This window comes from Chloroflexus sp. (assembly GCF_049970315.1).
GTDB lineage: Bacteria > Chloroflexota > Chloroflexia > Chloroflexales > Chloroflexaceae > Chloroflexus.
Genome location: NZ_JBMFNE010000008.1, coordinates 88,936 through 115,685, shown reverse-complemented (window position 1 = coordinate 115,685; position 26,750 = coordinate 88,936). Strand labels below are relative to the sequence as shown.

Genomic DNA, 26,750 nt, shown 5'->3' with positions numbered 1-26,750 from the left:
CTGGTATGATTGTACGACGGTCGCGTTTTGCTCTGCTGCTGTACTGCTTAACCGTCTTGTTGGTCGTACAGATCGGTGTGCCCGCACAAACCTTAGCCCAAGCCCAAATTGAGTTGGAAGTATTCACCCCGTTTGGCGGTCAATACGTGGTTGGCGAATGGCTACCCATCCGCGCGACGCTACGTAATCAAGGCCCTACGGTGACGGTCACGTTAACCGCTTCACTCATCGATGAGCCGACACAGTATGTACGCACATTCCGTATCGCCGCCGATACCGAGCAGGTCGTCTGGCTGTATGTGTTTATTGCCCGACCGCTGCGCGCAATTACCGTTATTCTTTCCACCAATACCGGAGTTGTCGCCCAACAAGACATCTTGCTCCTCTTGCGACCGGTCGAACGGATGCGGGCTGTGATCGGGCCTTCACCGGTGAATAGCGATCTATTTGCTACCGATAGTTTGACCGTCGACGATCTGCCCGATCATCCACTTGGCTTGAGTACTCTGAGCGTATTAGCGCTGTTTGCATTGAGCGAGCCACTGACGGCAAGTCAACAAAGTGCTTTGCTAGTATGGGTTGCCAACGGCGGTCACCTCATCGTCGGCGGTGGGGTGAGCGCCGTGGATCTGCTGGCTGCATTGCCACCTGCGTTACAAGCTGCTCAGATCGAAGGTGTAACGGTCATTGACAACCAACCAATCGCCGAGTACGGCAAGCTGGAGCTAACAACACGGTTGATCGGCTTGAAGTTGGCGCCGGTAGTCGGTGCGCAAGCAATCGGTGATCCCAACGCACCGCCATGGATCGAATATCCGATAGGGCGTGGGCGTGTTACTCAATTGGCCTTCGCTCCCGAACAATTGGCCGATTGGCCCGGTCGTGAACTATTTTGGAGTACGTTAGCGCAACCGACTTTGTTGCTACCAACCGCTCTTGGCACGACTGCGCAGATTGCTACCGTCCAGGAACAACGTCTTCTGCCGGTGCTGAGCGAGCTACCGACGCTTGACCTGCCAGCCTTCGCTCAAGCGCTGACCGCGCTGACGTGGTACGCTTTAGCACTTACCGGCATACTCATGATCGGTTGGTGGCGACGAAAGGTGGTACCGGCAGCCGTCTTGGCATTATTTGCTATGATAAGCAGCACCGTAGGCGTGTGGTGGGCGATTGCAAATGCCTCCCCTACGCACGCCGCCATCCGTTTGACGTGGATCGAAGTTCTCGATCCAGCACAAGCTCAAGCCCAGACGGCAATCGTGATGCTGTCGGCAATGCCCCGCATAGAGAACATCGAGTTTGCCTACCCAACCATGATTCGCCCGCTCTCAGGAGTGGCGAGTCACCTCGAAGGGATGAATGGGAGCGAAAGGGACCTGCCGCAATTGACCACACAGATGGCGGTCAAGCTCAAACCATGGCAAGCCCAAGGGTTATGGGCAACTGCGTTGTTGCCGGCGCCGGCGATACGGGCGATATTTACTGTCGATCAGGGTCGGCTACGGGTTGATGTGCAAAACGATAGCCCGTATACCCTGCGCGACACCTATTTCGTCTACGGTGATCATCTGCTCTTCTTCGGCACCCTGCGCCCCGGTGCGCGTTCGGTCGCGCGCTGGCCACTCGGTCTCCCGATAACGAGTACCGGTGATTCGCTTGGGCAATTGATCATACAAGACTTGCAGAATAACGGTTTGCTTACCGGTCCAAATGTCGAACAGATTGCTCGTATCCGTGGCTCCCTTATCGATGCGGTCATCGCGACGCTCCCAAATCGGTTCGATCCGGGGCCGTTTATGTTGGCATGGCTCAATCGTGATCCGTTGGCCGGAGAAAAGTTCACGGTTGAGCTCAGCGAGACGCTGTTGGTGCTACGTCCACCCATTAGCGGTCAAGGCGAGCTTAATCTTCCCGCCGGTTGGTTGCGTCTTGATGTAACCGATCCAACGACGAAACGCTGTCTCAACGATCGAGGAATACAACTGAGCGGCAGCACAGCCGATCTCCACCTACGCCTCCCACCGGCACTCTCCTCACTACAGGCTACAAGCATTCAAGTGCGTCTTGAGTCGTCGGGCTCCTTGGATAATATCACTATTCAAGTCTACAATTGGGTCACCGACGAATGGAATAGCATTCCGTTGACCAATCCGGCCAACTTCACCATCCCGACGGCCAACCCATATTTGCGAGCCGGTGAAGTGCGGCTTCGGATCAACGGCAACCTCGATCGGCTTGGGTGTGTGGTTGCCGCCGGTGGGGTTCAGGGAGAAATACCATGAGCGTCATCTTGCGCGAAGAATGGCACTACCTGATCCGGCGACGACGCATCGCGGTGCTGATCGTTAGCACAATGCTGGCAATGATCGCAGCCACACAGCTAATCGCCCAACAGTCGGGGTTCACCAACATCATTGTTGCAACACCGCAGGCTATTCCCCTTCCTCATGCGCAAATTGGTCGGTTATTTGCGACGAGTCTCTGTCTGGCGTTACAAGGTTGGGTGATAGTCACAACCCCACTGGTAGCCGCGAGTACGTCACCACCGACCGGCCTGCAACCCGCGTTACCGCCTGCCCGTTTGTTTGCCCGTTTGCTGGCTGTGTGGGGAGGTATGCTCCTGGTCGTGCTGATCACACTACCCTTCTTTAGCATCTTACCGTTGTTTGGGAGCCTTAGCTGGCCTGAAATTGGCTGGGCCTTTGCCGTGATCCTCACAAGCGGCTTGCTTAGCGGTGCTTATAGTCTCGGTTGGATAGCCTTAGTCAAGCAAACGCCGCCAGCCTTGGTGGCAATCTATAGTTCACTGCTCGTATGGGTCGGAGCAGCGACGCTGATCATCACCAACAATCCCGTTCCTAACCCTACCCTCATCTCACTAGTCGCGTTCAATCCCTTCGCTATGATTATTGCACCACTCGCACCGGCCTTCCCACCCGATGGACCGATCGCTGCCGATTTGCAAAATGTACTGCGCTTGACCCACGGCCCGGTTGATCCGAGCATCCCTCTCTACCGACTCTACCTGGCCGGCAGTGGTATGCTCGTTTTCATCGTTGTTGCCGGAGCTAGTTGGTTGGCCCGTCCGCGACCACGCCGCTGGCAACGGTTTGATACGGTGCTGAGCGTGATGTTGATACTCTATGTCATGGTACTGGTTGGATGGCGTGATTGGTGGTGGATAATCGGACAATAATGGGGTCCAGCTCAGTACGGTAACGACTTGGGCTGCGTTCGTGATGGTCTAACGTCACCGGCGCTGTTGTAGTCGATCCTGACCTGATCTACGGTGCTCGCACCTGATAAATCACAACACCACCCTGTGTGTATACCGGCTCATAACCCAGGCCGGCAATCTGTGCCGGAGTTAGTGGGCCGGCCGGAGAGGTGTAGATGTAGTCGATCTGAGCATCGGTGATCAGTTGAACCAGATCAATCGGTTGACCGTTGCCAATCGCAATCACTTGCTGGCTGAGCTGACGTGCTATGCGCAAGGCGGTTGGGTCGCCGTAGGTGATCAGAACCGGCGGCGTACTTGTCCACCGTCCGGTGAGAGGTGTAATCCACCAACCACCATCGTTGCCGCGCTCGATGGTCGGTAGCCAGGGTGCTGCGTTGATGAGAAAGCGTGCATCTGTAGGAGTATGTTCATCGATCCACCGCATAGCAACGCGGTCGTCGGTAGTAGCCAACACGGTGATCGGATTCACGATGTTACGTTGCTGCTGCGCACCCCACAGGGCAATCCCGATCAAAGCACAAACACCACCGATCTGCAACCAGCGTCGGGACGGCCAGATCAATGCGACCCCTCCGCCGATCAGGCTGCTGAGGGGTAAAAAAAGACTGATCGCAGCAATGTCAACCGGGAGTAGCCAGAGAAAGGGCAGATGTACCGTCGCCGGGTTGATCGCCAACAAGAGCAGCCCCATCCCAGCCCAACGCCAACGACGCTGCACAATACCGACGATCAAGACAATCACACCTACCGATGGCAACACAAAGCTGATCAGCCACGGATTGGTCAGCACCACCAGACCACCTACCCACAACGTGAGGATGGTAGTCGCCCGTTGCCGCCGAGCAACGCCGAGCAGTGCGCCGAGCAACGCCAACGCGACCAACCACTCGTTCGGGCCAATCCACATTAAGTCGTAGCTGAGTCGCGCATACGAACCACCGGTGGTTAAACTCTGCTCGCCGACTGCTGCCGGTAATAAGACGCGCCGGAGGATTAACCACCACCACGGTGCTGCTAGGAGCGCAACACCAACCCCGACCAGCCCGACGAGACCCGTGTAGATGCTGATGGTGCGTCGTGACTGACGAATGCCCCACACGAGACTCTCTGCGGCAATCAGTGCCCCGCCGAACACAAAGACTCGCATATGCACGAGACTGAGACCGATTGCCGTGAGGATGATCAGAGCCAGCCAGCCGATCCGCTCCCGTCTGTCGCCGGCACGCAGCCAATGGTGCCAACTGATTGCCAAGCCGACCAACAACAACAACCCGCTTAGTTGGGTATAACGACCCCATGATACGTAGTAAGCCGGCATCCACGAAATGCAGCCAACGATAACGGCAGCTACACTCGCGGCCACCGGTCGTCGCCAATACAGCAAGGCCAACGCTGCCGCCGTTACACTCTGCAACCAGTTGAGGAACTGGCCACTCCAAAGCATTACATCGGGTAATTCACCACCGCTAAGCTGCCACGCTGCGGCTATCAACACGTGGTACCCCCAGTGATACGGCATGTCAACTACTGGCAAGTAGGGGGTTAACGTCCACGGCACTCGCCCTGTCTCGGCTGCAACCCGGATCATCAAGGCGTGATGAACCGAGTCGACCCACGGTGGAAAAGCGAGATCGGCGATCTGCACAGCGCGCAACCCGGCGGTGATAACGAGTATCGTAAGTAACAACCACGTCGCAGCTGATGGGCGATCGTGTACGGCTGCGAGATCATGCCAAGCGGCAACGCCGGTGCTTATCGCTAACAGGAATGCGCCTCCGCTCAGCAGAGCGGGCGTCACCGCTCCACCGATGGCGGTTGTCCATAGGTAAACTAGCGGTAGGATGCTCAAACCGATCCCAACCCAGAGCGCAATCCGTAGCAACCAATGCGGACGCGCACCGGGAAGATAGCGTTCGAGCAGGTAACCCGGCGCAATGAGCCAGAAGGTCGTCGCCAACACAACCCGTCCGGTCGGCGTCAAAGCAACGAGCAAGCCGATGGCCAAACCACTGAGCAGCCAACGCCGACCGGTACTTAGTCGGCCGGTAGTCAGTTGCCCACCGCCTACCGTCGTCGAGACCGGTTGGAATTCGCTCCCATTCACTGGACTAGCCAGAAGATCAGCGCTACCACCACTACGGCAATCAGGAACAGGAGGCTGAGCAATTTGACTTGTTCAATGGAACGACGCCGGGCCAGTAAAGGCCGCGCTTCTGGTGCATACGGCACGTTGGGTAACTCGCTGAGAAAAATCGCGCCTAGCGCTGTCGGATTGGTAAACAGGGTTTTGAAAAAGACGGTGATCAAGTCACGCGCCGTGATCAACGGCGGTGCCCAATACGCCTCTTCTGGTGTCAGCGGTCGCCCGGTCAACGAGCAGCGGAGTTCGGTGGTTGTTTCATGGTTGTGCGATGCCATCGTGTACCTCGCTTGCTGCCGATTCTGTTCGTCCATTAGCCAATCCGTCGAACAAAGCGCTCGATCCGTTCGAGCGCCTCTTCAATTTTATTCAGTGCCGTCGCATAACACGCCCGCACATAGCCGGCTCCACTCGGTCCAAACGCATCACCCGGCACGACGGCCACTTGCTCACGCTGGAGCAATTGCTCACAAAACGCTTCGCTACTAAGCCCAAGATGGCTCACCTGCGGAAAAGCGTAAAACGCCCCCTGCGGTTCAAACGTGGGTAAACCGATGCTGTTTAACCCGGCCACAATCACGTTGCGCCGGCGGTTGTACTCACACACCATCTCCTGTACCGCTTCTTCGCCATGCAAAATGGCTTCCAAACCGGCGTACTGACTCATGGTCGGGGCCGACATAATGGCATACTGATGGAATTTACGCACCGCGCCGGTGATCGCTGCCGGAGCGGCCAGCCAACCCAACCGCCAACCGGTCATGGCGTATGCCTTCGAGAAGCCACCGAGCAGTACTGTGCGTTCGCGCATGCCGGGCAATGATGCAAAACAGGTATGCTCGACACCGTACACCAACCGATCATAAATCTCGTCAGAGATGACGATCAGGTCGTGGCGTTCGGCGACCGCAGCTACCTCTAACAAACGCGCGCGACTCAGTACGGCACCGGTCGGGTTGTTGGGATAGCCGATCAAGATCGCTTTCGTGCGTGGCGTCACCGCCGCTTCCAGCGCCGCACCGGTCACTTGAAAGCCGTCGGTAACGTTGGTCGGGACATAGACCACCCGCGCATCGGCGAAGGTCACACATGCCGGATACGCCACAAAACACGGTTCTGGCATCAGCACTTCGTCGCCAGGATCGAGTAAGGCTAGCGCTGCCCCAAGCATCGCTTCGCTGACGCCAACGGTGATTAGTAGTTCGGTTTCAGGATCGTACTGGACGCCATACCGACGGTTGAGGTGTTCAGCCAGCGCAACGCGCAGTTCGCGGAGACCGGAGTTGGAGGTGTAGGCTGTGGTACGATCAATTGACGCTTGTCCGGCCGCACGAATGCTTGCCGGCGTGATAAAATCAGGCTCGCCGACCCCGAGTGAGATCACGTCGGGCATGGTGGCGGCAATATCGAAAAAGCGACGGATGCCCGAGGGGGGAACGGCACGAATGCGATGCGCAATTCGCTGTTTGGTCATAGGAACTCTCCTTCACGCTGTCGCAGAGAGTGGATAGGTGATTGACAGCGTGTTAGCGGCTTAGCCGAGCACCGTTGCTCGGTGAGTTCTATCTTACCATGGGACATGCAGGATTACGTTGGCTTGATCAAATATTGTTGAGCGTCCTAGCCGGTCTGGTGACTCTCTACATCTGGTACGCCGCCGAGCACGTTCGTCTGTTGCTTTCGTTTCCCTTCCCACTCGATTACGGCGAAGGGCCGTTACTGGCGCAGGTTCGTCATTTGACCGATAGATACGATCTCCATCAGTTGTACGCCGATCCATCGCGCGCTCCGTTTTTGATCGTCAATTACCCGCCACTCTTTTTACTGCTAAGTGCCGGCCTAACCGTCCTGATCGGTATGCCATTAGTTGCCGGACGATTAATCGCGCTCGCCGCTGCAATCGCAGCGACTGCGGCGTTGGCCGCACTCATCGGGCGGCGCGGGGCATGGCTGGCCTTGCTCTGGTTGGCTGTACCGGTGGTGCGCGAGTGGATGCCACTTATGCGGGTTGATCTGCTAGGAGTCGCGCTAGGGCTGTGGGCAGTGTGGGTAGCCGATAACGATCGCCTGCCTCCAGTCTGGCGGGGAGCGTTGGCCGGTGGGTTGGCGGTTGGTTGTCTCTTGACCAAGCCCTCACTGATCGCCGGGCCGCTGGCCGCCGCTACGATCTTCCTCGCCGAATGGATCCGGCTCCGTCCCCAACCCGAACCACATGCCCGTTATGCACTACTGACGTTTCTTGCGACTGCAACACTGGCCGGTGGTGGCATCGTAGCAGCTCTCGCCTGGGCTACCCAAGGTTGGTTCCTGATCCACGTGATAGCCGCCAACGCAAACCGCTGGGAAGCAGACTTAGCCCTCGGCTTCTGGCGGCAGCAACTGACGCTGCGTTGGCCTCTCGCCATCGCCGCCCTGCTCGGTGGAGCTATTGTGTGGCGCACCGAACGACGGAAGATGCTCCTCCCGGCCCTCACCTACACATTGGCCGGCACCCTCGGCGCCATTGGCGTAGGGAAGGTCGGTGCGTATGCCAACTACTTCTTCGAGTGGTACGCCGGCCTGATTTGGCTGTGCGGTTTGGGATGGAGCACGCTCACCGCTGTGAACCAACGCCGGTCCGTTCGGTCACTTGCAATGAGCAGCCTGCTGATCCTCAGTCTGCTCTACTATCCGCCGTTGTGGGACGCCAACCGGCTGCGTCCGGCAGGGTTGATCGAGCCTAGCCCACCCCGCTTGGCCTTTGGTCAGTATGGGTTGTGGGCCGACGTCCGGCGTGAAGCCGATGTATTGGCGGCATTGACGCGCACCGGTATGGCGTTAGCGCGCGAAGCACGCACCGCCGGGCCGGTCATCTTCACCGATGTGCCCGGTCTCGCCAGTGGGGCCGGTGTCACTGCACGCATTCCTGTCTTCGAGTTTCGCCAATTACTCGATCAAGGCTTAGCCGATCAGACCACGCTGTTGCAAGAATTAGCGAATGGCAAACCACCGTTGATCTTGCTCGATTACCTCGGTAACTGGTTGACGCCAGAGATGATCACGATTATACAGCACCGGTATGCCCAAGACGGTTCGTTGGGACTGATCGACCGCTACCGGTCGGTCGCCACCGGACCGGCCCAACCGCCGTTGCAGCCGGTGGCGGCAGGCGGAGTGCAACTGGCCGGGGTGCAACTGGCTCCACCGCTCGGTGTCGCCTATGAACCGGGCCAACTCCTCACACTCAGCTTGCAATGGCAGCGGATCGATCAGTACCCGGCAGACGACCTGACGGTCGTGGTACGGGTGCTCTTTGCCGGCAATCGCGTCGCTGCCCACAGCGAGCTACCCTTGCTCTACGGCGCGCTGCCACCAGCGCGCTGGTCAACGACGGCTCCCATCGAGCACATGCAGCCGATTGCGTTGCCGCTCGAATTATTGCCCGGCACGTATCAACTAGCCGTCGGCCTGCGCGACAGCAATGGTCATGACCTCATCGCGCCGCAGCCGGTTGCTACGATTGCTATTGAGGCGCAAGGCGGCAGTTTCTTCACCGAAACCGGCTACTTTGTGCCGGCAGCCTTTATGCGGGCGTGGGCCGAGCTTGGGGCGGTTGAACGGGTCGGCTGGCCTCTTATGCCGGCAGTGCCATTTACGTGGGGATGGCTGCAATGCTTCGAGCGGGTGTGTCTCGAAGCACGTGATAGTACCATCTCCATACGCTCATTGGGCAGAGAACTTTATCTCGCCGAAACGATGCGTAGCGCACAGTGTTTCACCGGAACACCGGCCACAACGATCTGTCCGGGATTTACCAACTATAGCGAACAAATAGCCGACCTCGGCCAACCGCTCAGCGGTGAACTGTTCCGCAACGGTTGGATCGTGCAGTGGACGGAATATGCCCGCCTCGAACGCAATACTGATGGCACTGTCTTTGGCCTGGGCCGGCTCGGTGATGAGACGCTACACTTGCCACCGGGGGTGCGCTACCGCTGGCCGGGGAGCACGATAGCCGAACGCAGGTAGGAAGGTGCGGTTCAACCATCAACCACGACAAGCCCCTAGCCCGCCGTGGTTGATGGTGTTGTAACGCGACCGCCTAACGGACAATGATCGCACTCGCCTCGCGACCTGCCGGCGCGAAGGAGTATTGCAAGAGAATGCCTGAATCGGTCACATCACTTGGGGCGTTGAAGCGGTACACAGTCGTCGTGAGCGAACCGTTTGCCGGTACCACCCCACTACCGGTGTCAATATCGAAGCGTGGTGCGCCGAGCACTGTGCTTATCCCCTCAATCTTGCTCAACTCGAAGCCGGTGAAGTAGTTGTCGTAAGTGTAGGCATCGACGTTGATCTGCTGACCAAGGCTCGCCACCCCGATTTGACTGCCACACAGTGTCAGCACCGTATTCGCGCTGTTGGTTGCATGAGCAGTGAAAAAGAAGGCACTGTACGGTCCACCTACCGGACCGACAAAGAAGGCATTGCGTCCATCACTGGCAAAGTTACCAACCTCCGCCGTGTAGCCAACATAATCGGGAGTACCATTACGGTCGGTATCGAACAGCAGATCGATCTCCACCGGATAGTTGGAATGGGTAATCCGCTGGTGCGTCGTAACTGCAAACTGGATCAGCGGGCTATTAGCCGGACAAATGCCGGTCCCATCGAAGGCACGGACACCCACATAACGCAGATCCATGGGCGGCATCTGCATTCCGGACCCTAGTGAAGCATTCACAGTGGTGTTGCTCCCGATCAGCGTGAATGGATCAACCGATACTGGATTGGCGCCAGTGTTGGTTAAACGCGCCATCGCCGGGCTGCCGGTCGTCGCCCGTACTGAAGCGGGTGCGCTCACGTTACCTGCAGCCCGCGGTAACACATGCCACGGCATCGTCAAGTCGTTAGCAGTACCAGGCGCATCAAGCACCAGATAGCCATCGTACTCGACGGCAGTCAGCGCTGCACCGTTGCCTCCGTTCGGCCCTGAATTGAGTATCCACACCGGCAGTTTCGTCGGATCAATGCGCAACGTCAGCGTGAACGTGCGCCGGCTACGCGGCGGCACCGTGATTGTGGTTACCGATGTGCTTGGGGTAATCGCCCCACTCACTGCATCGTTAGCAAAGCGGAAGGTCGGCGTGATCGTATAGGCGACGTATTGCCGTAGTTACGCACGACTATCGTGCGGCGTAGCGTGGTCGGGTTGCGCGTTGCCTCAACCAACCCAAATGAGATAGTCGCTGCTCCGTTGCTCAATTCCCACGCACTGGCCTGTGCCGCGATTGCGCGGTTGATGCGTACCTCACCACCACCGATACGGGTAATTGGAGCCAAGGCCGAACCAACGAAGACCGGCGGACCGTTGTAGATATTCGTTTCCGCCGTGTTGATCAGACGTGCCTTCAGCTCCCACGGTGAGAGGCTCCAGTTTGAGGCGTTGTAAAGCAATGCCGCTGCGCCAGCCACCATCGGAGCAGCTCCAGAGGTCCCACCGAATGGTTCAACGCCGGTGCCACTACCGGCCACCGCCGAGATCGAGGCGCCCGGTGCGCCGATTTCCGGCTTGATGATCTGACCGTACATAATCTGATTGCCATAGGTCATCTGACCCATGGTCGGTCCGCGCGACGATGTGCCAACCACGCTACCGGCGTTGCTGACCGGATTCGCAAAGTCGATAGTCGCCGAGTTATTTACCCGCGCTTTCAAAGCATTGCCGGCAGTCTGTGTGATCGATAGTACCGGTACGGTCGGTGAGCCACCACCGAAGCCGAATGTCGGCGGGACTGCACCGGCCACGTTGTTTGCCACAATCACAGCTACAGCACCGGCGGCTGCTCCATTAGACCCCTTGACGCTGATGGCGCAGGTGCCGCGGTCAACCAGGAGAATTTGGCCGGTCAGTGAACCGGGTGGGTACGCGGTACAACCAAGTGCGTTACCCAGCGCTGCACCATAAATCAAGGTACCACTGACCGCTGTGCTCGGGATCGGCGCCCACGGCTGGGCAACACCGTACACCGTTGTACTGAGTACAGTAATCGGATACGATGAATCACTTGGTACCGCCGTCTGTGCCACCGAAAGGGCCGTGCGTGCCCCTGCCGGTGTGCCGGTAATGTAGGGGCGGTCGGAGCTATTGCCCGCCGAAGCAACAACCAAGATGCCGAGCGGCTGCAAATTATCGACGGCAATCGCCGCGTCGTCGTCGTAGTTCTGCCCATACGACGCACCCAGCGACATATTCACAATGTGCATGTGATCATCGGTGACACCGTCGCCGTTGGGGTCGGCTACCCAGTTGAGGCCTTGGAGAATAGCGACGCCACTGCACGACGACGATACCGCCGAGCAGACTTTCACTGCAAACAGATCGACTTCCGGCGCTACTCCCTGTTGGCCGCCGATAATGTCGGCGACATGGGTGCCGTGCCCGCCAGCACATGTACCGCTGCTCAAACCGGATACACCACAGTCGATCGGATCGGGATCTGGCATCAGCGGCCCATTCGGCCACATTTCGCCGACAAAGTCATAGCCCCCTTTGACCCGATCGGTTGGGAAGAGGCCATCGAGAGTCGTGTTGCGCGAATCGGAGGGACTCGTGCCATATGCCGCTTGATACGCTTCGAGCGTACCAGGGCCGCCAAATGCAGCGTGGGTATAATCGATACCACTATCGAGCACGGCTACCCGTACATCTTTACCACGATAGCCGGCGACTTGTACTTCGGGCGTGGCTCCGATGTACGGCACCGTCTCCATCGGGGGTTGATCGGCACGCTCATAATCGACCACTGGATTGATTCGCACAACCTCAATATCACGGGCCAAGGCTGACAGTGCTGCACCATCTACTTCGACGATAACGGCGTTCAGCGCAACACGCAGCCGTGCCAGCTCGATCAGTGTCGGATCAATAGCGCGTAACCGCGCCAAAACTCGCTCCTGCTGCTGGCTGATACGGTTGAGTTGGGCCGCTTGTGCGGCACCCTGTGGGATACGTGCGGTTGGATTCTCACTGAGACGAATGACAACAGATTGCCGTCCGGTCACATTAATAAGACTCGGTGATAGCTTGATCGGTGCTTGATCGAGGGTTACCGGTTCATCTAGACGTAAAGCATCGAGTTTAGGAATCGGGCGGGGCGGTTGAGCGGTAATCGGTGTGACCAGTGTTATCGTCAGTAACAAACTTACCGCCAGTGTAATCAACGGTCGTTTTGGCATCGAATGCATAAACACTCCTCAGCTCCTATCACAATACAGGAAAGAGATTTAACACTTGCGCTGTCGAGATTGCTTACTCTGGACCTCCTTTCTTTTGGTCATCGGATAACGACCTATTCAAGGCTGAGCGAGCGCACAATGAGACACCGGAATTGGTATATCCCGTTGTTCCGGTTACTCAGCAGCAACGATGCTAGCAAGATGAGCTGAGGTTGGGAAAATGGTGGAGAGAAGATTAAACCGAGTGAATATATTTGTCAAGACAAGCACCATAAAAATTAATGACAAATTTTTAACGTTCAGATGAAAAATTGTTCATGCAAAAGCATTTATTTAGAAATACTAAACATATTTTCAACGACCTGCTACCACTCTTCAATTCGAATGTGCTCGGTACGTGCTTTATGCTATACTGCTATCAATACGATTCAAGGTGGAGGATCCTTGTGTCTACGATCAATAACCTCTCAGTCGTGATGTGGGCCACCGATGGCACCCACGTCGAGCGAGCAGTCACCGGTGCCGCCGCTACTGCCGCCCGTTTTAGCACCAACTACGAGATCATTATTGCTGCCGGACCGGCAGCCACCGACGCTGCGAACCGCGCTGCTACTCGTCCGTTCGTTTATGCTACATACCATCGTCAGCCGCGTCGTCCGGCCTATCTGCTACGCGACGCTTGCACCCTGATCGGTGGTGAGCTGGTCTTGGCGTTTGATGCGGCAACCCCACCCTCAGCCTCAGCCCTTGAACGATTGCTGACCGCCTACGATGGGCAAGACATCATCACCGGTATGCGGACACCGGCGCCTACCAGCTTGCTGCACCGTACCCACACCGCGCTCCTCAAGCAGATTTTGGTCAGCGATCAGGCCGATCCGCTTTTACCACTTGCCCTCTTTCGCGCCGAACTAATTGACCTGCTCCCTGGCGATGGTGAGCTAGCTCCACCACTCGCGCACGTGTACGCCGTAGCCCGCCGTCGCAACTATACGACAGCGCAAATCGCTTTGCCAGCCCACAGTGCCCCGACCTGCCCATCCACCATCGGCGATGTCGCATCGCTTGCTGCCCAAGGCCCTGCCCGTAGCACTCGACCCGCTCTCGGTACGCTGATCGTTGTTGCTAGCCTTTGGTTGCTCTTGCGCCGACGCCGCTAAACGGTACATCGAGCGCAACGTTTTCATCGCTCCCTTCGTCATATAACTACCTGCACGTCCCGTTCATCTCGCACATAGCTGACGTGGAGGTCAATCGTTACCGGAAAGTTGCTACCATAAGGAGACAACCATGACACAATCGAATCAATCCCCCAACCAACCACCCGACCTCGGCACAGCCCTGCGCGAGTTAGGCCAACAGCTCGAAACAGCGTTTCGCGCTGCAATCGACAACGAGCACACGCGCCAGGTCCAGCAAGAGTTGGTGAGCGGTTTTCGCAACCTTGGCGAGCAGGTCCAGTCGGCTTTGAAAACCATTGCCGACGACCCGCGCTTGCAAGAGCTGGCCGAACGTGGTCAACAAAAGTTGCACGAGCTTGAGCGGAGCCAAGCAGCCCAAGAGTTGCAACATGCGCTTGCCCAAGGGATCGATCAGCTTAACAAGCAGTTGGCCGAGTTTATCAGACGGATGCAGCCCCCTGCCGGCGGTGAGCCATCAACCGGCGCAACGACGCCGCTCGATAAAGACAACGACTCTTTTTAAGCTTACGTGATGGTTGCACGATGTGTGGGCGTTATACCTTAGCCGTTTCATCGGCCAAATTAGCTGAACGTTTTGCTATTCCTCCAATCTCCGATCTCCAACCACGCTACAATATCGCACCGACCCAGCCGGTGGTGGTAGTACGAGAAGGCAACGACGGACGGGAGGGGGTATCCATGCGTTGGGGCTTGATCCCTTCGTGGGCGAAAGATGCCTCAGTCGGGGTGAAGTTGATCAACGCTCGTAGCGAAACGGTACTCGAAAAACCGTCGTTTCGCACCGCCTTCCGTCGCCGTCGCTGCCTCATTCCGGCCTCCGGTTTCTACGAGTGGCAGACAACGGCAACCGGTAAGCAGCCGTTTTACTTCACTCCGGTGGCCGATGATCTGATGGCTTTTGCCGGGCTGTGGGATCAATGGCAGGCGCCTATCGGTGAAGTGATCGAGAGTTGCACGATCTTGACCACCACCGCGAATGAGATAGTTACTCCCATCCACAACCGGATGCCGGTGATTGTGCCACCGGAATTCACTACTTTCTGGCTCGATCCGGCGACCGATATTCCACGCCTGCATGCATTTTGCCTTACTCCGCCACCGGTGGCCCTCCACAGCTATCCGGTCGGTAAGGCGGTAAATCAGGTGCGTAACGATGGACCGGCGTTGATTGAGCCGGCTGCGATCTAAACCCTACGCCGACCGCACCCGCTTGATTCGCGCACCAAGAGCGGCTAACCGCTCTTCGATCCGCTCGTAGCCGCGGTCGATTTGACCGATGTTGTAGATGACACTTCGCCCCTTCGCACATAGCGCCGCTGTGACCAAGGCCATACCGGCCCGAATATCCGGGCTAGGTAACCCGTCTGGCTCGCCGTAGAGTTGCGATGGCCCGACCACAACCGCTCGGTGCGGATCGCAGAGCACGATCCGCGCCCCCATGCCGATCAGCCGGTCAACAAAAAACAGACGGCTCTCAAACATCTTCTCGTGAATTAAAACGGTCCCACGCGCTTGCGTGGCGACCACAATCGCCGTACTGATCAGGTCAGGGTTAAAGCCGGGCCATGGCGCCGAATCGATCTTTGGAATCGCCCCGTGCAGATCGTGACGCACGACTAACTCTTGATCGGCGGGAACGATAATGTCGTTACCCTCTTCACGCCACATCACTCCCAGGCGCCCAAACATAATCTTGGTCATGCGATGCTCACGTGGCCGCGCATCGACGATCCGCAATTCACTTCGGGTAACCGCTGCCAACCCGATCAGCGATCCTACCTCCATAAAGTCGGGGCCAATCGTATAATCCGCCCCGCGTAAACGGCTGACCCCCTCGATTTCGAGCAGGTTGGTACCAATACCGCTGATCCGCGCCCCCATCTGGTTGAGAAAATGACAGAGATCTTGGACGTGTGGCTCAGAAGCCGCATTGGCAATCGTGGTATGTCCTTCGGCAACTGAAGCAGCGATGATCGCTTGCTCGGTACCGGTCACGCTCATCTCATCGAGAAACAGGTCGGCACTGCGCAACCCTTCGGTTGTCAAGATGTAGCTGGTTGGCGTCACTTCAACATGCACACCCAACGCCTGCAACGCCAGCAAGTGGGTATCGAGCCGCCGCCGACCGATTGCATCTCCGCCGGGACGCGGTAATGTGACGTAGCCACGCCGAAACAAGAGCGGACCGGCTAACAGGGGTGAGGTACGGATACGACGGGCTAGCGCAACATCAGGGTCGTGTGAGGGCAGATGAGCGGCATGCAATTGCACGACATTCGGTGCAGGTTGCTCGATCTGAACACCAAGGTGGGCCAGTAACGCGAGTTTGGTGCGTACATCGCCGATATCCGGAATGTTACGCAACGTTACCGGCTCATCGGTTAACAAGCTGGCGGCAAGTAAAGGGAGGGCGGCATTCTTGTTGCCGGCTGGCCGGATCGAACCGGACAGTCGGTACCCACCTTCAATCACAAAATGATCCATACGGTTTATTCCTATTGTGGTGTTGAATCTCCAATCAGCCGTTGGCGTCCGCGGCATACGGCACAGGGCGAGCCGATGTTTGCCAAGCGGTTACTTTTCTTTCCGGCGAAACCGGCTGCGCAACGCCTCTCCCCAACGTTGCCAACGATTGACTTGGATGGCACCGGTACGACGAGCTTGTGCAATCAGATCGGCAGCTCGTGCGCGGCCCAATGCCAATGCTTCGCGTCCTAGTTCTTTTAAACGCGCTTGATCGATAATTTCGCCTTCGGCAAACCAGCGCCACGCTGCCATTCCGGTGGTATACGTGCCGGCGTAGGCAATTGCTACCTTTGGCGCTACCCCCCAGATCGGTATCAGCCCGACGAGCGAGCGCGCTAATTGGCGCCAGATGAAAGCCCCTCCGATCACCGGCAAAACTTCTCGCAATCGCTCACGAATATCGGGCGGTGCTCCGTAGGCAAGAGCGAGCCGATACACGAGTATCGCTTGATTTTTGGTCAAGACCAGGATATCGGCTGCGGCAAACGGCACATTAAAGATTGGAATCTGCGCCGGTAAAGCCGTTGCCAGTACATATGAAGCGTTGGTAAACGAGACGTTATTGATCAATTGGCGCGCTACGGTTGCCCGTAGACCGGGTAACCGCCGAGCTGCCGCAAGGTGCAACTCAGTCGGTAAGCGGTCGAGGATTGCGCTTGCCAATTGTTCATCAACATCAGGTGTCATTGGATCAGGCACCACCAACAACCGAGCATGGGCAACGCGCGGATGCAATGGCCCGGCGTCAGCCGGTAGCGCCGTCCCCCATACTACGACAACGGTCGGTAATGCTAAGGCAGCTAATCGATCGATCGTCGTCAATTCACGCGCCGAGAGACGAGTAGTACGTTCAAGTCCGATAATAATAAGATCGACACTGTGTAACTCATCGGGTATGATCGTCGCCAAACTTGCGAGCTGGATTGGTGAAGGCCCGATCGGCCCGTACCGTTGGGTACCACGCTCGAGGCGGGTTGCAATCTCCTGACACACCCCCACTGCCCCCACACAGACAATGGTTAGTGGTCGTTCGGCTTCGGTACGGATTGCCGCAACATCAATTTCGCGCAGTGTGTTAAAAGCAACACTGAGATCGTTCCATTTCGGCATAATGACATACCTCTAAATAACCGGCCGATCCTACCGGCGGTGTCATTATAGCACGGACATTGCCTCTTTTTCTGAACTCTGCAACTGTATGGTATAATGTACTTCAGTATCGCTTGATGCGTCGCAAGCGCCTGTTGAGGAGGAACTAAGGATGGAACTCACTCACCGCCGGCTCAATCGAGTTGATCTCATTGAGGTTATCGGGCGTGTTGACGCAGCTACTGCTCCCCAACTCAAGCAACTCATCGAGTCCATTTTTAACGACGGTCGTTATCGCATTGTCCTGGATCTCAGCCGGCTTGAATATATTAGTAGCCCCGGTTTGCGTGTCTTGATCGAAGCGCGCAAAAAGGCCCGGGAATGGAAAATCACCGATCTTGAAGGTGGTGATGTGCGTATTGCCAACTTACCACCTCGGATAAAAGAAGTCTTCGACCTAACCGGCTTTAGCTCGCTGTTCGAGATCTATGGCGATACCGTCGAAGCAGTTGGATCGTTTTAGCCCTGCTCAATGCCGGTTCGTATACACCGGTCTACCCGATCGCCATGGAGAGTATTACCCTTACCGCCGACCTCGATGCATTAGCTAAAATTAGCGCGTTTATTACTGCCGCTGCCGAACGTTGCGGTCTTGATGATCGGGCAACATGGCAAGTCCAGCTCGCTGTTGATGAGGCCGTCACAAATGTCATTCAGCACGCTTACGATCCCGATCGGCCCGGCGATCTAACCCTGAGTTGGCAGTGTCATGATCATCGGTTTATTGTGACCGTTCGTGATCATGGTCGCCAATTTGACCCCAATGCTGTGCCGGTGCCAGACATTACATCACCGCTTGAAGAGCGTCAGGTTGGCGGCTTAGGTATTTATCTGATTACCCGCTTGATGGATGAAGTCCGCTTTGAGTTTTCGCCACAGGGCGGCAATTTACTGACTATGGTAAAGTACCTGCCCCACGATCGGCCAGAGTCTTCTGATGAAGTGCAGGTCGTTCCGGTGCATGATCGGATCGATGCGCTTACCGCGCCTCGCCTAACCAAGTTGGTGAGCGAACGGATTAGCCAAGGTGCACGTCAGATTGTGCTTGACCTGAGCGCTGTGTCGTTTTTGTCGAGCAGTGGCTTGCGCGCCCTTCTCCTCATCCGTAAAGAGTTGATGACGCTCGGTGGGGAGCTACGACTGGCGGCGCTTCAACCTCAAGTCTATGAAGTCTTCACTATCACCGGCTTCACCCAGGTGTTCAACATTCATCCTTCTGTGGCTGAAGCTCGGGCAGCATTTTCCCAGAGGCGTTGATTGTCGCGCGAACACCTGCTGACATGGTACGGTTTTATCGTCGGCGGGGTGGCATGGGGCTGGCTGCTACTGTTACCAACCGTACCGACAGTACCGGCGTTGGTGGTATTGTTCGCTGTACTGGCCTTCGCTGTTGATCTGCTTGCGTTCCGCACCCCTCCTGCCGATGTTCATAGTCTTGCCCCATTGGTATTGGTCAGCGCTAGTCTCGCGCTAGGACCTATTCCTGCGGCATGGATCGCAGCCGTCGAGGGATTTGTCTCTGGCGTGACGATTCTGTTGCAGACCAACCGTCCGCGTACTCTGTTTTCGCTCTTGGGACGACCATTGTTACGGAGCGGTTTACGCGCGCTTGGTTTGCTGGTCGGTGCATGGCTTGCCACTATCTCAAGCGGTCAACCACTGACGGCATTACCGATGTCGCATGTATTTGGCTGGACACTGCTTAGCTTTCCATTCGTGACTCAACTTGGGCGGATCGGGCGTGAGCTGTTGCAGGGTGGCTACAGCGGGCTGGCAACGTGGTGGCGCTCGGCGTGGCCGGCTATCCTCGGTGCAGAGATGGCTCCGCTGCCACTGGCATGGCTGGGCGCAGCGATTGCCCACGATCTCGGTATGCTCCATTTGATACTGGCCGGAGGAGCATTAGTTGCATCAGCAGCGATTTTGCGTCGCTCATCGCTCAACCTCCAACGCCAGCGTCGCTCGATGCGCGAGTTGGCACGGCTTAACGAAGTGAGCCGGGCGATCATCCGTAGCGAACTTGATGTCGATGCCCTTTGTGAGTTGATCTACCGCGAGGCGAGCCGGATAGTTGACACCTCATCGTTCCACCTTGGTCTCTTCAACGGTCATTACTACACGCTCGTGGTGCGGGTCCAAGATCGGGTACGATTGCCACGGCTCACTGTCGATCTGTCGGAAAATAGCGGTCTGATCGGCTGGATTCGCGAAACCGGACGGGCGATTCTGGTCGAGGATTTTACGCGCGAGATGGATCGCCTCCCCGCCCGTCCACGTTATCAGAGCGAACGACCGCCACGTTCGGGTATCTATGTGCCGCTCATTGCCGGTGAGACGGTGATCGGTTCGATTTCGGTGCAAAGCTACGAACCGTCGGCATTTGACGCTAACGATCTGCGGCTGATCTCACTCATCGCCGATCAGGCCGCTGTGGCAATCGCACGGGCGCGAGCCTTTCACGAAGCACGTCAGCGGGCCAATCAGTTGCAAGCGATACGTGAGGTAAGCCAGCAAATTACCGCTATTCTCAATCTCGATCGGTTGTTACCCTCGATCGTGCAACTTATTCGTGAGCGTTTCGGCTATCATCCGGTACACATTTTTACCCTCTCACCCGACGATGAGCGAATCTACTTTCGTGCTTCTACCGCCGATGGTGCTGATCTCGAACGGTTACGTGCGCTTTCACTGCGTATCGGTCAGGGGTTGGTCGGTGAAGCAGTGCAACGCGGCGAACCGGTATTGGTCGGTGATGTGCTGAACGACCATCGTGCGATTCGCGATACCTTACAGACTCGCTCGGAATTGGCGGTACCGTTGCGTGTGGGTACGACGGTGATCGGTGTGCTTGATGTGCAGAGCGATGAACCGGACGATTTCGATGAAGATGATCTGTTCGTGATCCGGACGTTGGCCGATCAGATTGCGATTGCGATTGAGAGTGCTAATGCCTACACTGCTCAACAAGAGGAAGCCTGGACGCTGAATGCACTGCTCCAGATCGCCGAAAATATCGGTCGGGCGACGACACTCTCCGATCTACTGGCAACGGTGGTGCGCTTACCACCACTCCTGATGGGGTGTCCACGCTGTTATGTTGCCTTGTGGGATCGCGAACAGGGTGATTTTGTGGTACGTGCAGTGTACGGTTTGCCGGCCACAGCACGTACCGGTGTTCTAAACCAGCCGACACGTTCACCGTTTTTCTGGCGGTTACGAGAACGGACCGCCGAGACGGATCAACCACGGCTCGAACTGCTCTGGCAGGCCCAAGACAATGCCGATCAGTGGCCGACACTGATAACCGTAGCGCGCAGCGGTACTTTGGTTGGCTTACCGATCAGTGCCCGTAACACACTCCTCGGTGTCTTGGTGCTGGATTACAACGATCCGTTCGTTTCACTGAGTACGCGCCAGCAGAACCTTTGCACCGGTGCTGCGGCTCAGATTGCCGGTGCGCTGGAAAGTTTGCTGCTTGCTGCCGAAGCTGCCGAAGCTGCTCGTCTCGAACAAGAGTTACGTGTAGCGCGCGAGATTCAGCAATCGCTGCTGCCCACTCGTTTACCGAACGTTGCCGGTTGGCAGATAGAAGCTGCGTGGCAATCGGCCCGGCTGGTCGGCGGCGATTTCTACGATTTTTGGTCATTGCCGACCGGCACCGAACCACCTCGCGAACTAGGGTTCGTCATCGCCGATGTGAGTGATAAGGGCATACCGGCTGCCATGTTTATGACGATGGCGCGCTCGCTGGTGCGCGCTGCTGCACTCGATGGCTCGGCACCGGCACGAGCGATGGAACGCGCCAACCGCTGGCTTTACCGCGATTCCGAGTCGGGAATGTTTGTTACCCTCTTTTACGCCCGCCTTGATCTTATCACCGGTCAGCTTTGCTATACGTGTGCCGGACATAATCCTCCACTGTTGTACCGCGCAGCTACCGGTGAGATCGAAGAGCTACGTACACCCGGTATTGCGTTAGGAGTGTTGCCGGAAGCGACATTAGCGGAGGCGGAGGCACAGTTAGCACCGGGGGATGTGTTGGTCTGCTATACAGATGGTGCAACTGAGACGATCAATGAACTGCTTGTGCCCTTTGATGTTGATGGTTTACGGGCGGTGATCAAGGCCTACGCCATAGGACCGGCAGCAACTATTATGCAAGCAATTTTGGCTGCCGTTGCTCGTCATAGTCACGGCCAACCACCGTTTGACGATATTACGCTGATCGTGATTAAACGTGCGTCAACGTAAGTTTGGAGGTAGTAGCAGCGCACATTCCGATGGCGAATGCAATCCTTGTGCGAGAGAACCGACAACCATCGACAGAGAGCGAACTTGCATAGCGAAACAGCTCTGACCCTCGGCCAAGCGACTGTTGGCTGCGAGACAAATATGTAGGGATGTAGGAATGTCCCGCCCTATCTTGACAAAAACCGGCCAATCCGGTGAAAAATCGTCTGCCGGTACGGTCCGGTCAACAACAGTTGATGGCCGGTCGCCGGATAATAGACGACCTCGCAACTCACACCACCGATCCGTGCCGCAATCGCTGAAGCACTTGCCGGGTCAGCCGTATTGTCATCCCGACCGTGGACGATTAACACCGGCGTTCGTACTTCCGGTAGCACACGCCGAGCTGCTGCCAACGCCAGGCGTAGTTCATCAATCGCTGCCACCGACACCTTAACCGATCGGCGTAACATCTGCTGAATTGCCGGATCATCGAGATCAAGGTCAGGCTGTCGTCGCCAAATAGAAGCCCGCAGATCGGGACTAGAAAAATCAGCTTGCGCCAACAGATAAAACCACGGCACAACGTAGCGCGCCACACCCAACAAGTCTATCCGCCAGTCGCCACCGAGGCGGTACGGTGTCGCCAACATCACCAACCGATGCACCGGTCGTTCGGCGGCGAGCAGGGCTGCCAATGCCCCACCGAGCGAAAATCCGATCACCGAAACGGTAGCATAACGGTCGGTCAACCAATCAAATGCCTGCCGCACAGCCGCAAGCCAGTCACGCCAACTGACCGCCATTAAGTCTTCGGGATGACCGGTGTGCCCAGGTAGGCGCACACTAAGCACAGTAAGACCAGCCTCAGCTAAATAATTAGCGAGGCTGCGCATCTCACTAGGGTCACCGACAAAACCATGGATCAGTAAGCAGGCATGGTTGCCACGTGGCAGCAAATACGGTTCAGTCATGCGTAACGTAGACGAGCTTGCGGAAGGCGTTGATATTACGTTCACCAATGCCTGACACAGCTATCAGATCATCAACACTTTTAAACGGGCCGTGCGCTTTACGGTATGCGATGATTCGATCGGCCAGTACCGGTCCGATACCGGGTAAAGTTATGAGTGTGGCGCGGTCGGCGCGATTAATATCAACCGGTGTGAAATCTACTGCTGCTGAAGCTTCGATTAGCTCAGCAATCTCTTCTTCCTCGCTCCTCGTATCAGGAGTCGCTGGAGCGGCTCCCTCGGCGCTTGCCCCCAACGTACTCGGCCCCGCAGCCGCCGGGTCGCGTGCTTCCTCGGCGCTTGCCCCCAACGTGCTCGGCCCCGCAGCCGCCGGGTCGCGTGCTTGAGATACTGGAGTAGCGGATGACGGTACCTCTGACAGAGGCAAAGACACCTCAGACAAAACCGACGCAGATGAGACCTGATCTGACGAAGGCTCACCGGCACCATTCCGACTAACCATCGTCTCACCAGTCGACATAGGGCGACGACGAGTCTCTGGCGGTGGACCACGATGCACCCGCGTCACCACCGGACGCGGCCCACTCGTAGACGTACTACTAGGAGCAGCACTCATCGATGTCTGTTTCGGTGGCTCACCGCGATGCACCTGCGTCACCACCGGACGCGGCCCACTTTCTACAGAAGAGGAAGTCGGCGGGGTCGATTGCGGAGTCACCGGTTTCGCGGGTGACGGTACAAACGAAGGCAATACCTCGGTACCGCTTTGCATACGGCGCCAAATCAGATACCCAATTCCAACTAGGAGAACAACAAATAACAACTTCCGCCACATAGTCGTGTGCTCCCCATCATACTCACACGAATCCACATCACACCTCGACACCTACGCTGCCGTCATCTGTACCAAGGATCGTAACAGAGCCAGATTCATTCGATCCTCCGCCATATCTTCACCCTTTGGCGTCTCAATAATCATCGGCAGATGGGCAAAGCGCGGGTCATTAACCAATAGCCGGAATGCCTCCGTACCGATGCACCCCTGCCCAATATGTGCGTGGCGATCAACCCGGCTCCCCAAATCCTTTTGCGAATCGTTCAGATGAAAACACTTTACCCGTTCCAGACCAACCAAGCGGTCGAGTTCAGCAAACGTTGCGGCATACGTATCGGGGTCACGAATATCGTAGCCAGCAGCAAAGATATGGCACGTATCGACACAGACACCGAGGCGGTCGTGGTAAGGGATCAACTCAAACAAGCGAGCTAAATGTTCAAAGCGATACCCCAAAGCTGTCCCTTGACCAGCCGTCGTTTCAAGCAAGATCATCGTCGGACCACCCACACCCTCGACGAGCAAGCGACTGATCGCATCAGCAACCCGGACCAAACCGGCTTCTTCACCAATCCCAGTATGAGCACCGGGATGGGTTACGAGATAGGGTATCTTAAGCTGGGCACAGCGTTCAAGTTCATCAGCAAAAGCTGCAATCGACTTCTCACGCAGATCATCAGCGGGAGCAGCGAGATTGATCAGATACGAGTCGTGGACGATCACCGGATGGATACCGGTACGCTGCTGTTCAGCCTGAAATGCAGCCACCTCTTCGGCAGAAATCGGTTTCGCCACCCATTGTCGTTCATTCTTGGCGAAAATCTGCATAGCATCAAGCCCAACCGACTCGCCGCGCGCAAACGACTTCGAGACACCGCCTGAAATAGACATATGTGCGCCGAATCGGGGCATACCAACTTCCTCATCTTCACTGCCGGCGGATACCAGATATAGCAATTATATCACGCCTTGTCGGCACCTTTCGCGCCCTATATCACAAGCGCGCGGCACGCCGACAACGCTCTGAGCAATAGCGTACCTCATCCCAACAGCGTGCCCACTTTTTACGCCATTCAAACGGGCGACCACACCCGACACAGACTTTCGTAGGTAATTGGCCTTTACGTTTCGGAGTATGAGCGGTAGCATTTGTAAGTTTTGTGCGCGCCATAGCGAATCCTTTTGCCGACTCAAACGGTATATAAGTAGAGTACCAAAACTCGCCAGACATGGGTCAAACCGACAGCAACAACAAACTAAACCCAACACCTCACCTCACGCCCAAGGAGCGAGGATGACAGAACTAAAAGCATATCAATATCGCCTCACCCCAACAAAAGGCCAAGTACGTCTGCTTGAACAGACGCTTGAGCTTTGTCGTTGGGTATACAACGAAACGCTAGCCTACCGCAAACAGGTATGGAAAAACCAGCGATTACACATCGAACTAGGCAAAACCAACGCCCTACTTGCGAGTTGGAGAACAAGCCATCCCGAACTTAAACGAATCCACTATCACGTCTTACAGGACATTCAGAAACGAGTACATCATGCATGGGAAGCCTTTGTGCGGCGCATCAAGCGTGGGCACAAAGCAGGCTTTCCACGCTTCAAAGGACGCGGCTGGTATGACAGTTTCACATTCAGGCAAGTGGGATACAGTCTCAGCATCAATGGGCAGTGGATCAACCTTTTCAACATTGGGCGAGTACGGATGATCGTACATCGCCGAATTGCAGGCACTATCAAGACACTAACAATTCGTCGGACACGAACAGGAAAATGGTATGCATCATTCGTAGTCGAAACGCACCCCAAAACATTACCACCAACTAACCGCGCAGTCGGCGTTGATGTTGGATTGCAACAATTTGCCACACTATCAACCGGTGAAGTGATCGCCAATCCACGCTTCTTTCGCAAAGACGAAAAAGCCCTGCGCAAAGCCCAACGTCGGCTGGCGAAAACCGAGCAAAACACACCCGAACGAGCGAAACGCCAAAAAGTGGTAGCCCACATTCACGAACGGATCACAAACCGCCGCAAAGACTTCGCCCACAAACTCAGTCGGCGGCTCGCCAATGAATTCGACGTCATCGTATTCGAGCAACTACGCATCGCACAGATGATCAAGGCTCGTCGCCTCGCAAAAAGTATCTCCGATGCAGCATGGCGACAGCTCATCACCTACACACACTACAAGGCTGCAAGCGCCGGTAGGATGTTTGTAGAAGTTGATCCGCGCGGCACCTCACAACGGTGCAGCCGATGTCGTAGCATCGTCAAAAAAGATCTATCAACGCGACTGCACCGATGTCAAACATGCGGCTTAGAAATCGACCGCGATCACAATGCTGCGTTAAACATTTTAGCTGTGGGACTACACAGCTTGGGTAGAAATCCCTAGAAGCCTACCTCCTGAAAAGGGACTGGGGCGAAGGTTTGCTACCGGTATGAACGTCTATGCCGTGGAGAAACTTTATAGAAGCCTACATCCTGAAAAGGGGACTGGGATTAGTCACATGATTGGATGGTTGTTTCCAGACCATTGTGCCGGATGCGGTCGTCTCACCGGAGAGTTGTTCTGCGCCGACTGTCGCGCTCGGCTCCGTCCCTACCCACCATTCCCGCCGCCAACCGGACTAACTGCGGCACGGGTAGCGTTCCGTTACGAAGGTGGCCTCGCTCACGCGATTCATCGGCTCAAATACGGTCATCGCCGGCGAATCGCGCGTCCGCTCGGCGATCTCCTTGCTGCTGTCGCCGGACCGCTCGACGCCGATGCCCTCATCGCAGTGCCGCTACACCCAACTCGGCTGCGCGAACGTGGCTTCAATCAGGCCGCCGAATTAGCGGCTCGTCTCCAACGTCCCGGCGCACCACCGCTAATCGACGGCCTCGCCCGCGTGCGCGCAACCCACCAACAGGCCCGACTGGAAGCCCCAGCCCGTACCGCCAACGTTGCTGGGGCTTTCGTGTGGATCGGATCGACACCACCCCCGCCCCGGCTTATCCTCATCGATGATGTCCTCACCACCGGCGCCACCCTCGCCGCCTGCGCCGCCGCCCTGCGCGCCGCTGGCGCCCACACAGTCAGTGCCCTCGCCCTGGCCCGCTCGGTGATGGACGATGCCGGAGGATAACGGCATCACGCCACCCTGCGTCGCCCACGTCCTCACCACCGGCGCCACCCTCGCCGCCTGCGCCGCCGCCCTGCGCGCCGCTGGCGCCCACA

Annotated in this window: 22 protein-coding genes; 11 read left to right on the top strand and 11 right to left on the bottom strand. The window is 56.8% G+C overall.

Translation table 11 applies throughout. The features are described from left to right. Positions 1 to 5: 5 nt before the first annotated feature. Together ACP5OT_RS07820 and ACP5OT_RS07815 are read left to right on the top strand one after the other, a co-directional pair. Positions 6 to 2,282, top strand: a complete 2,277-nt coding sequence (locus tag ACP5OT_RS07820; RefSeq protein WP_424676100.1) for a hypothetical protein — start codon at positions 6 to 8, stop codon at positions 2,280 to 2,282. Beyond that, positions 2,279 to 3,196 (top strand): hypothetical protein, encoded by a 918-nt coding sequence (locus tag ACP5OT_RS07815; protein WP_428131835.1) that lies wholly within the window; start codon positions 2,279 to 2,281, stop codon positions 3,194 to 3,196. The genes ACP5OT_RS07820 and ACP5OT_RS07815 overlap by 4 nt, the downstream gene beginning before the upstream one ends. An 88-nt stretch (positions 3,197 to 3,284) precedes the next feature. Here the strand turns inward: ACP5OT_RS07815 and ACP5OT_RS07810 are convergent, their stop codons facing one another. From ACP5OT_RS07810 to ACP5OT_RS07800, 3 genes are read right to left on the bottom strand one after another with little or no spacing between them, the layout of a single operon-like run. After that, positions 3,285 to 5,345 carry a hypothetical protein gene (locus tag ACP5OT_RS07810; RefSeq protein ID WP_424676102.1) on the bottom strand — a complete coding sequence of 687 codons (2,061 nt, stop codon included), beginning with the start codon at positions 5,343 to 5,345 and terminating at the stop codon, positions 3,285 to 3,287. Next, complete coding sequence (locus ACP5OT_RS07805) at positions 5,342 to 5,659, bottom strand: hypothetical protein (protein WP_424676103.1); 318 nt, start codon at positions 5,657 to 5,659, stop codon at positions 5,342 to 5,344. Before ACP5OT_RS07805 ends, ACP5OT_RS07810 begins: the two co-directional genes overlap by 4 nt. A 35-nt stretch (positions 5,660 to 5,694) precedes the next feature. After that, positions 5,695 to 6,855 carry an aminotransferase class I/II-fold pyridoxal phosphate-dependent enzyme gene (locus ACP5OT_RS07800; protein ID WP_424676104.1) on the bottom strand — a complete coding sequence of 387 codons (1,161 nt, stop codon included), beginning with the start codon at positions 6,853 to 6,855 and terminating at the stop codon, positions 5,695 to 5,697. A gap of 98 nt (positions 6,856 to 6,953) precedes the next feature. On the opposite strand from ACP5OT_RS07800, the gene ACP5OT_RS07795 reads away from it, so the two are divergent. Further along, the gene (locus ACP5OT_RS07795; protein WP_424676105.1) at positions 6,954 to 9,389 is read left to right on the top strand and encodes a hypothetical protein; all 2,436 of its coding nucleotides are present in this window, start codon (positions 6,954 to 6,956) and stop codon (positions 9,387 to 9,389) included. Between the two features lie 73 nt (positions 9,390 to 9,462). Here ACP5OT_RS07795 and ACP5OT_RS07790 read toward each other — a convergent pair whose 3' ends face one another. Both ACP5OT_RS07790 and ACP5OT_RS07785 read right to left on the bottom strand, forming a co-directional pair. After that, complete coding sequence (locus ACP5OT_RS07790; RefSeq protein ID WP_428131832.1) at positions 9,463 to 10,479, bottom strand: hypothetical protein; 1,017 nt, start codon at positions 10,477 to 10,479, stop codon at positions 9,463 to 9,465. After that, on the bottom strand, positions 10,476 to 12,608 hold the full coding sequence (locus tag ACP5OT_RS07785; RefSeq protein ID WP_428131827.1) for a S8 family serine peptidase: 2,133 nt from the start codon (positions 12,606 to 12,608) through the stop codon (positions 10,476 to 10,478). Before ACP5OT_RS07785 ends, ACP5OT_RS07790 begins: the two co-directional genes overlap by 4 nt. A 437-nt stretch (positions 12,609 to 13,045) precedes the next feature. Between ACP5OT_RS07785 and ACP5OT_RS07780 the strand changes: the two genes are divergently transcribed. The 3 genes from ACP5OT_RS07780 (at position 13,046) to ACP5OT_RS07770 (ending at position 14,989) form a co-directional block, all read left to right on the top strand. After that, positions 13,046 to 13,759 (top strand): hypothetical protein, encoded by a 714-nt coding sequence (locus tag ACP5OT_RS07780; protein WP_424676108.1) that lies wholly within the window; start codon positions 13,046 to 13,048, stop codon positions 13,757 to 13,759. A 130-nt stretch (positions 13,760 to 13,889) separates the two neighbouring features. After that, positions 13,890 to 14,303: a hypothetical protein gene (locus tag ACP5OT_RS07775; RefSeq protein WP_424676109.1), complete on the top strand. Its 414-nt coding sequence runs from the start codon at positions 13,890 to 13,892 to the stop codon at positions 14,301 to 14,303. Between the two features lie 20 nt (positions 14,304 to 14,323). Beyond that, positions 14,324 to 14,989 (top strand): SOS response-associated peptidase, encoded by a 666-nt coding sequence (locus tag ACP5OT_RS07770; protein ID WP_428131824.1) that lies wholly within the window; start codon positions 14,324 to 14,326, stop codon positions 14,987 to 14,989. A gap of 3 nt (positions 14,990 to 14,992) precedes the next feature. On the opposite strand, the gene murA is transcribed toward ACP5OT_RS07770, so the two are convergent. Then, entirely contained in the window at positions 14,993 to 16,285 is a 1,293-nt protein-coding gene (gene murA, locus ACP5OT_RS07765; RefSeq protein WP_424676111.1) for a UDP-N-acetylglucosamine 1-carboxyvinyltransferase, read from the bottom strand. A 90-nt stretch (positions 16,286 to 16,375) separates the two neighbouring features. Then, positions 16,376 to 17,437, bottom strand: a complete 1,062-nt coding sequence (locus tag ACP5OT_RS07760) for a hypothetical protein (RefSeq protein ID WP_428131822.1) — start codon at positions 17,435 to 17,437, stop codon at positions 16,376 to 16,378. A gap of 151 nt (positions 17,438 to 17,588) precedes the next feature. Between ACP5OT_RS07760 and ACP5OT_RS07755 the strand changes: the two genes are divergently transcribed. From ACP5OT_RS07755 to ACP5OT_RS07745, 3 genes are read left to right on the top strand one after another with little or no spacing between them, the layout of a single operon-like run. Further along, the gene (locus ACP5OT_RS07755) at positions 17,589 to 17,939 is read left to right on the top strand and encodes an STAS domain-containing protein (RefSeq protein WP_015941283.1); all 351 of its coding nucleotides are present in this window, start codon (positions 17,589 to 17,591) and stop codon (positions 17,937 to 17,939) included. Between the two features lie 44 nt (positions 17,940 to 17,983). Further along, positions 17,984 to 18,733, top strand: coding sequence for an anti-sigma factor antagonist (locus ACP5OT_RS07750; RefSeq protein WP_424676113.1), 750 nt, complete (start codon positions 17,984 to 17,986; stop codon positions 18,731 to 18,733). Then, a complete protein-coding gene (locus tag ACP5OT_RS07745; protein WP_424676114.1) occupies positions 18,734 to 21,727 on the top strand; it encodes a SpoIIE family protein phosphatase in 2,994 nt (997 codons plus the stop codon). A 167-nt stretch (positions 21,728 to 21,894) separates the two neighbouring features. Here ACP5OT_RS07745 and ACP5OT_RS07740 read toward each other — a convergent pair whose 3' ends face one another. The 4 genes from ACP5OT_RS07740 to ACP5OT_RS07725 all read right to left on the bottom strand — a co-directional run bounded on the left by ACP5OT_RS07740 (position 21,895) and on the right by ACP5OT_RS07725 (position 24,686). Continuing rightward, positions 21,895 to 22,680 (bottom strand): alpha/beta hydrolase, encoded by a 786-nt coding sequence (locus ACP5OT_RS07740; protein WP_424676115.1) that lies wholly within the window; start codon positions 22,678 to 22,680, stop codon positions 21,895 to 21,897. Then, positions 22,673 to 23,515: a helix-hairpin-helix domain-containing protein gene (locus tag ACP5OT_RS07735; RefSeq protein WP_428131820.1), complete on the bottom strand. Its 843-nt coding sequence runs from the start codon at positions 23,513 to 23,515 to the stop codon at positions 22,673 to 22,675. Before ACP5OT_RS07735 ends, ACP5OT_RS07740 begins: the two co-directional genes overlap by 8 nt. 51 nt (positions 23,516 to 23,566) lie before the next feature. Beyond that, positions 23,567 to 24,427, bottom strand: coding sequence for a deoxyribonuclease IV (locus tag ACP5OT_RS07730; RefSeq protein ID WP_424674843.1), 861 nt, complete (start codon positions 24,425 to 24,427; stop codon positions 23,567 to 23,569). 82 nt (positions 24,428 to 24,509) lie between these two features. Then, the gene (locus tag ACP5OT_RS07725; RefSeq protein ID WP_428131817.1) at positions 24,510 to 24,686 is read right to left on the bottom strand and encodes a DUF2256 domain-containing protein; all 177 of its coding nucleotides are present in this window, start codon (positions 24,684 to 24,686) and stop codon (positions 24,510 to 24,512) included. Positions 24,687 to 24,809: 123 nt separating this feature from the next. Here ACP5OT_RS07725 and ACP5OT_RS07720 point away from each other — a divergent pair, with 123 nt between their 5' ends. Next, on the top strand, positions 24,810 to 25,922 hold the full coding sequence (locus ACP5OT_RS07720) for an RNA-guided endonuclease InsQ/TnpB family protein (protein ID WP_424674845.1): 1,113 nt from the start codon (positions 24,810 to 24,812) through the stop codon (positions 25,920 to 25,922). A gap of 115 nt (positions 25,923 to 26,037) precedes the next feature. Continuing rightward, the gene (locus tag ACP5OT_RS07715) at positions 26,038 to 26,658 is read left to right on the top strand and encodes a ComF family protein (protein WP_428131814.1); all 621 of its coding nucleotides are present in this window, start codon (positions 26,038 to 26,040) and stop codon (positions 26,656 to 26,658) included. Positions 26,659 to 26,750 lie beyond the last annotated feature (92 nt).